The sequence below is a fragment of the Longimicrobiaceae bacterium genome (assembly GCA_035696245.1).
GTDB lineage: Bacteria > Gemmatimonadota > Gemmatimonadetes > Longimicrobiales > Longimicrobiaceae > DASRQW01.
Map to the genome: position 1 here is coordinate 1 of DASRQW010000466.1, position 5,991 is coordinate 5,991.

The following is a 5,991-nucleotide window of genomic DNA, read 5'->3' on the forward strand; positions in this document are numbered from 1 at the left end:
TTTTGGGGGGGTGGGGCGGGGGGTGGGGCCCCTCGCCGCAGCAAACCATCTCCAGCACCGGGCACCTAGCAACGAAAGCGGCCGGGGAAACCATCTCCCCGGCCGCTTTCGTCTTCTCGCCGAATCCGCTCAGTCGTGGCCCTTGCCGTTCCCGTTCCCGTTGCCGGAATAGGCGTCGGCGGGGACACGGCTGCCGTAGGAGCCGTAGCTGCCGTAGGCGCCGTAGCCGTAGTGCTTGCCGCTGCCCTCTACGTCCACGTCGTTCAGCACCACGCCCGCCACCGGCGCGCGCACCTGGAAGAGCTGCGCGGAAGCGTGCTGGAGCGCGCGCTTGTCGGTGACGCCGGTGCGGGCGACGAGCACCGTGCCGTCGGCCACGCGGGCGAGCAGGACGGCGTCGGTGACCAGGTTCAGCGGGGGTGCGTCGAAGATCACCGTGTCGTACCGCTCGCGCAGCTCGGCCAGCATCTTCCGGAACGCGTCGGAAGAGAGCAGCTCGGCGGGCTGCGGCGGGAATGCGCCCGAGGGCATGAAGTCGATGGAGGTCCCCCCGGCCGAGGTGAGGGTGCGCACCGCCTCGTCCAGCGTGGCGCGCCCGATGAGCACGTGCGTGAGCCCCGGCTCCTGCGGCGTGTCGAGCAGGTGGTGCAGCGTGCCGCGGCGCAGGTCGGCGTCCACCAGCAGCGTGCGCGAGCCCTGCTGGGCGAGCGTGACGGCCAGGTTGCCCGACGTGGTGCTCTTGCCCTCGCCCGGCATGGCGCTGGTCACCACCAGCAGCTGCGGGGCCCGCCCCGCGCCCGTGAAGGCGATGTTGGTGCGCAACGCGCGGTACGCTTCCGACGCGGGGCTGTTGGGGCTGGAGCGCGCGACCAATTGGCCGACGCCCGAGGGCAGCGCCCGCGCCGCCCGGCCGTTGCCGTTGGACGGCAGCGCCGCCGCGGCGTGCTGGAAGCGCGGGATGACGCCCAGGATGGGCCGGCCGCGCGTGGCGAGGCGGGCGTCGTCCTGCGTGCGCACCTTGGTGTCCAGCGCCTCGCGGCCGAACGCGGCGGCCACGCCCGCCGCCAGGCCCAGCAGCAGCCCCAGCACGCCGTTGCGCAGCGGCCGCGGGCTGATGGGCCGCTCGGGCACCAGCGCGCTGTCCAGCACGCGGATGTTGGCCGGGTCCGACGCCTCCTGGATCTCGGCCTCCTTGAGGCGCGTCTGGAGCAGCGTGTACAGGTCGCCGAGCAGCGTCTGCTGGCGGGACAGGCGTGCGAAGCCCACCTCGCGTTGCGGCAGCGCGGCGCCCTGCACGCCGAACTGCGACATGTTGGCGTCGGCGCTGGCGAGCTGCGAGTCGAGCGCGGCCAGGTAGTCGCGCGCCGTCTGGTACAGCCCCAGCTCGATCTCCTGCACGCGGGAGTCGATGCGCTGCACGTCGGGGTTGGCCGCGGTGCGCTGCACGAGCAGGGTGCTGCGCTGGTTCTCCAGCTCGTTGAGCGACTGGAGCATGTCCTGCACGGCCTTGTTCGAGAAGAACACCGGGTACGAGGCGAGCTGCCTGTACGGCGACTGCTCGCCCGGCCCGCGCGGGCCCGCGTGGGCCACGCGGTCCAGCAGCTGGGCCAGCGACTGGCGCTCGGCGCGCAGCTCGTCGCGGCGGGCCTGTAGCTCGGCCATGCGCTTGACCTGCTCGGTGGCCTCGTCCTTGGGGCTCAGCACCTGGTTCTGCTCGCGGAACGACTTGAGCTGGTCCTCGGCGCTGTGCAGCTCGTCCTGGTAGCTGCCCACCTGCGCCCGCAGGAACTCTACGGTGCTGCGCGACTCGGCCTTGCTGGCGAGCGCCTGGTAACGGATGAACTTGGCCGCCGCCACGTTCGGCACGTCCGACGCGAGCCGCCGGTCCGAGTCGTGGTAGCGGATGCCCAGCACCTGCGCCTTGGGGTCCGGGCGGTACACCGTCGTGGCGGCGCGCAGCGTGTCGACCGCGGCGCGGAACTCGCGCACCACGAAACGGATGCGCTCCGGCTGCTTCGCGCGCATGCCGGGCGCGATGGCGAGCGTGGCGCCGCCGGCCTGGAACGGCTGGCCGATGCGTACCAAGCCGGGCAGGCCCGCCGCGGGCGTCGTGCCCTCGGCCTCCACGCGGTAGGCGGCCTCGCCCGTGCGCGTGAGCAGGTAGGCGCCGCGGCGCGCGTCGCGCGGCACGGTGAGCAGGCGCAGGACCTCGTCGCGGGGGCGGGCGGGCTCCATGAGGCGCACCGACAGGTCCAGCGAGTCCACCACCTGCTCGGCGATCTGGCGGCTGCGCAGCACCAGCATCTCCGTCTCCAGCTTGCCCTGCCCGCCGCCGCCCGAGGGCACCAGGTCGGCCAGCGGGTTCTTGGCGCCCCCGTCGTCCGAGATGCTGAGGGTTGCCTCGGCCTCGTAGACGGGCATGGCGCGCAGGGCCATCAGCACGGACACGGCGAGCACGGCGGCGGTGCAGGCGGCCACCAGCCACCGGTTGCGCATGACCGTAGTCCAGATCGCCGACAGGTTCAGGTCCGGCTCGTCCGCTTCGTCGTTCGCGCGGGGGCGCACCTCTAGGTCAGCCATTCAACGTCGTCTTCGGTAGAATGAGGGAGCGGCGCAGGCGTCCCGGTCCTTTGCGGGAGCCGGGGCCGGCGCCGTGCTCGGGCGGGCGGGCTAACGCGCCGCCCGTCGCGTCAGCGCCGTACGAGGGCGATGACGATGCTCGTGACCGAGATGAGGCTGCTGATCACGAATGCGCTGTTGCGCGAGAACCAGCTCTTCTGCGGCACCACGATCTGGTCGCCGCTGCGCACGTCGGCCTCGCTGATGGTCTGCGAGATCGACGGGCGGTTCACCAGCACGCTGCCGTTGCGGAAGATCCTCACGCCGGTGAGCGTGCCGTTCTGGGTGGCGCCGCCGGCCAGGCCCACCGCCTCGGCCAGGCTCACCGTGGGGTCGATCACGTACAGGCCCGGCTTGAGCACCTCGCCCAGCACGTTCACGCGCCGCATGGGCGTGATGGTGATGGACGGGTTGCGGAGCTGTGCGCGGTACGCCTCCAGCAGCGACGCGCGCAGCTGCGGGATGGTCATCTCGGTCACCTTCACGTCGCCCAGCAGCGGGAAGGTCGCGCTGCCGTTCTCGTCCACCAGGAAGCTCCCGCTCAGGTCCTTCTCGCGCCAGATGTCGATCTTGATCACGTCGCCGGGCCGCAGGCCGGGCTGCTGCGCGGCCGCGGCTTCGGAGATGTGCATCGACGCCGAGTCGCCCTGGGCGCTCAGCGCCCCGGCGGAAAGAAGCAGCAGGCCGCACGCGGCCAGCACACGAAGTCGGGTCATGGCTCCAAGGTGTGGGGCCGCCGGAAGATGGGCCGGCAGGCCTGTATCATAGCCGTTCGCACGGAAGGCCTCAAGCACGCGGAAGGGTCAGCACGTCCACTCCGGCAAGCTCCGCGCCGCGCAAGCGCCGCCCGGTCGTCCCGTGCGGCTCAGACGGCCGAAGTCCGCCTGCCGTCACACGTTCGGCCCGCCCCAACGGCGGGTGCGGAAGATGCGCGGCATCTCCCGTCTACCGGAGCGACGGCGTACCCTTCCGCCTCCGCCGGGGGTCCAAGCGCGCCGCAGGCGGTTCGGCGATGGGTAGATGATGAGCATCCGCCTGTCATCGGCCGATCTGGGAGTCCATCATCATCGGCCGCCGCACCTGTAGACGCCGAGCCGCACATCAACCGGTCCGACACCGGGTTCGTCGATCAGGTTGCCGCCGCCGCACATCTACCGATCCGGCCCAAAGTCTCCGCCGATTCCGATCATCCCACGTCGTTCATCCTCCGAGCCGTTCATCTGGCGAGCCCGCCTTCAACTGTTCATCCGCCGAGTCTGTCATGGGCACGGGGGATGAGCAGATGCGCGCGGCGGCGTTCAGGCGCGGTAGGCGGGGAAGAAGCCGGGGCGGGGCTGCCAGCCGGGCTCGGCGGCGGCGCGGGCGCGGACAAGGGCCTCGTACGCGTCCGGGCGCAGCACGCGCGTGCCCGCGAAGAACGGCACGGCTCCGTGCGGCGCGAAGGCCAGCTTGTAGCGGTAGATGCCGTCGTCCGGCTCGTAGCCGCCGCCCAGCACGAAGCGCCGCTTCCTCTGTGCCTTTGCCCACGCGATGATCTCGTGCTTGAGCAGGTCGTTGGGGCGCAGCGCGAAGAAGCGGCTGTCGGTGCCGCCCAGGAACGAGTACACGTTCTCTTCCGACACCAGCACCAGCTCGGTGGAGATCACCTCGCCCTCGTGCAGGGCGTGGAGGTAGCAGTGCTGCCCCGGCAGGTCCGCGCCGATGCGCTCGAAGAAGCCGCGCCCGAAGTAGTAGCCGCCGCCTGCCTCCCGCCTGTCCATCGTCTCGTTGTAGATGCGGAGGAAGTCGTCCAGCCGCTCGCCCGCGGGGTCCACGACGACGGTGACGCCGCTGCGGCGCGCCTTGTTGACGTTCTTCCGCACCTTGTGCTCGAAGTCCATCCACAGCTCGTCCATCTCCATATCCAGACTGCGAGCGACGTTGAGCTGCTTCTGCTCGCGATCGCCGGGATACGGCAGATCCAGAGCGTCGCCGTGCGCGAGCGGGAATCGGATGAACTCCGAGACGGCGCCCTCGCCCGCGGCCCACTCGTCCAGCCCGCGCCAGAAGTCCGCCGCGGCCTCCGCGCCCGTTCCCCACGCGTGCGGCCCGCCGTAGCCGTACGGGCTGACGAGGTCGCACGCGGCTCCCTGTGCCCCCGGCATCGCCGAGACGTCGCGGGCGATGAAGGGATGGACGATGCCGCCGCCGGGCACGCGCAGCACCGCGCACATCGCGCGGTCGCCCGGCGCGGCGTACAGGCTCACGTAGCCCGGGTGCGCGAAGACCTCGCGGGCGGGCCACTCGGTCCATGCCGCCAGCCACTCCCCGCGCTGCTCCGGGTCCGCCGCGTCGAGCACCCGCACGTCCACGGCGCAGCTCAGCATGCGATCTCGGTGGCGCGGGGGCGGCGCACGGCCTCGGCGAGGGCGTCCACCATGGCGCGCAGGTCGGCCGGGGCAGCGTCGTGGTGCACGGGCAGGTTCATCACCCGCCGCGCCAGCCAGTGCGACGCCGGGAAGCGCTCGCGCGGCAGCCGGTCGATGAGCGTGTGGTACAGGCTCACCACGCCGAAGCCTGCGTCGTTCAGCTCGAAGTACACCTCGTCGCGCGGGGCGCGGGAGATGACCACCGGCAGCGTCTGCAGCACGGTGCCGGGCTCCACCGACGGCCACAGCGGGTCCACCTCGCCCGCCAGCGGGCGCAGGAGGTCCATGAGCAGGGCGGAGTTCTCCTGCCGCCGATCGGCCATGCGCTTCAGGTCGAAGTCCCACGGGTGGGGCCCGCCGTCCACCTCCACCGGCCCGGGCGGCGGCTCGCAGCAGCCCTCGGAGAGCAGCAGGGTGCCGCCGGTGGGCACGGGCAGCATCTTGTGGAGCGAGAAGATGGAAGCGTCGCCCAGCCGCCCGCAGATGCCGCCGATGAGGTCGCTGAGCAGCGCGTGCGCCTCGTCCTCCAGCACCAGCGCGCCGTGCTCGCGCGCCATCCGCACCGCCTCGCGGTACGACGGGTCCACCCGGCCGAAGTAGTGGATGATCACGAAGACGCGCACGCGGCCCGAGCGGAAGCACCGCTCCAGCGAGTCGAGGTCGATGTCCAGCCGCTCGTCCATGTGGTAGAAGAGCGGCGACAGGCCCAGCTCCGCCACGGGGTCGAAGACGCCCGAGCCCTCGCGCGGCGACCACCCGATGTACGCGGGCAGCAGCACGTGCTCGCCGGGCCCGGGCGCGGCGGCCTGGAGGAAGGCGCGGAAGGCGGCGCGCGCCGACGGGTACGGCAGCGAGCGGCGCAGGAGGTGCCGGTCCGAGGTCGCGAGCTTGCCGATCTTCATCGCGCGCCTTCGCCGGCCGAGACGGTGGCGCGCGCCTCGAGGGCGGCGGTGAGCGCCTCGAT

At 72.2% G+C, this 5,991-nt stretch carries 4 protein-coding genes; all 4 read right to left on the reverse strand.

What is annotated here, in order from left to right:
* Positions 1-129 precede the first annotated feature (129 nt).
* The 4 genes from VFE05_21035 to VFE05_21050 all read right to left on the reverse strand — a co-directional run bounded on the left by VFE05_21035 (position 130) and on the right by VFE05_21050 (position 5,929).
* Entirely contained in the window at positions 130-2,580 is a 2,451-nt protein-coding gene (locus tag VFE05_21035; GenBank protein ID HET6232574.1) for a polysaccharide biosynthesis tyrosine autokinase, read from the reverse strand.
* Between the two features lie 110 nt (positions 2,581-2,690).
* Positions 2,691-3,335, reverse strand: a complete 645-nt coding sequence (locus tag VFE05_21040; protein HET6232575.1) for a polysaccharide biosynthesis/export family protein — start codon at positions 3,333-3,335, stop codon at positions 2,691-2,693.
* A 582-nt stretch (positions 3,336-3,917) separates the two neighbouring features.
* On the reverse strand, positions 3,918-4,985 hold the full coding sequence (locus VFE05_21045) for a GNAT family N-acetyltransferase (protein ID HET6232576.1): 1,068 nt from the start codon (positions 4,983-4,985) through the stop codon (positions 3,918-3,920).
* Positions 4,979-5,929 carry a DegT/DnrJ/EryC1/StrS family aminotransferase gene (locus VFE05_21050; protein ID HET6232577.1) on the reverse strand — a complete coding sequence of 317 codons (951 nt, stop codon included), beginning with the start codon at positions 5,927-5,929 and terminating at the stop codon, positions 4,979-4,981. The genes VFE05_21045 and VFE05_21050 overlap by 7 nt, the downstream gene beginning before the upstream one ends.
* Between the last annotated feature and the right edge of the window lie 62 nt (positions 5,930-5,991).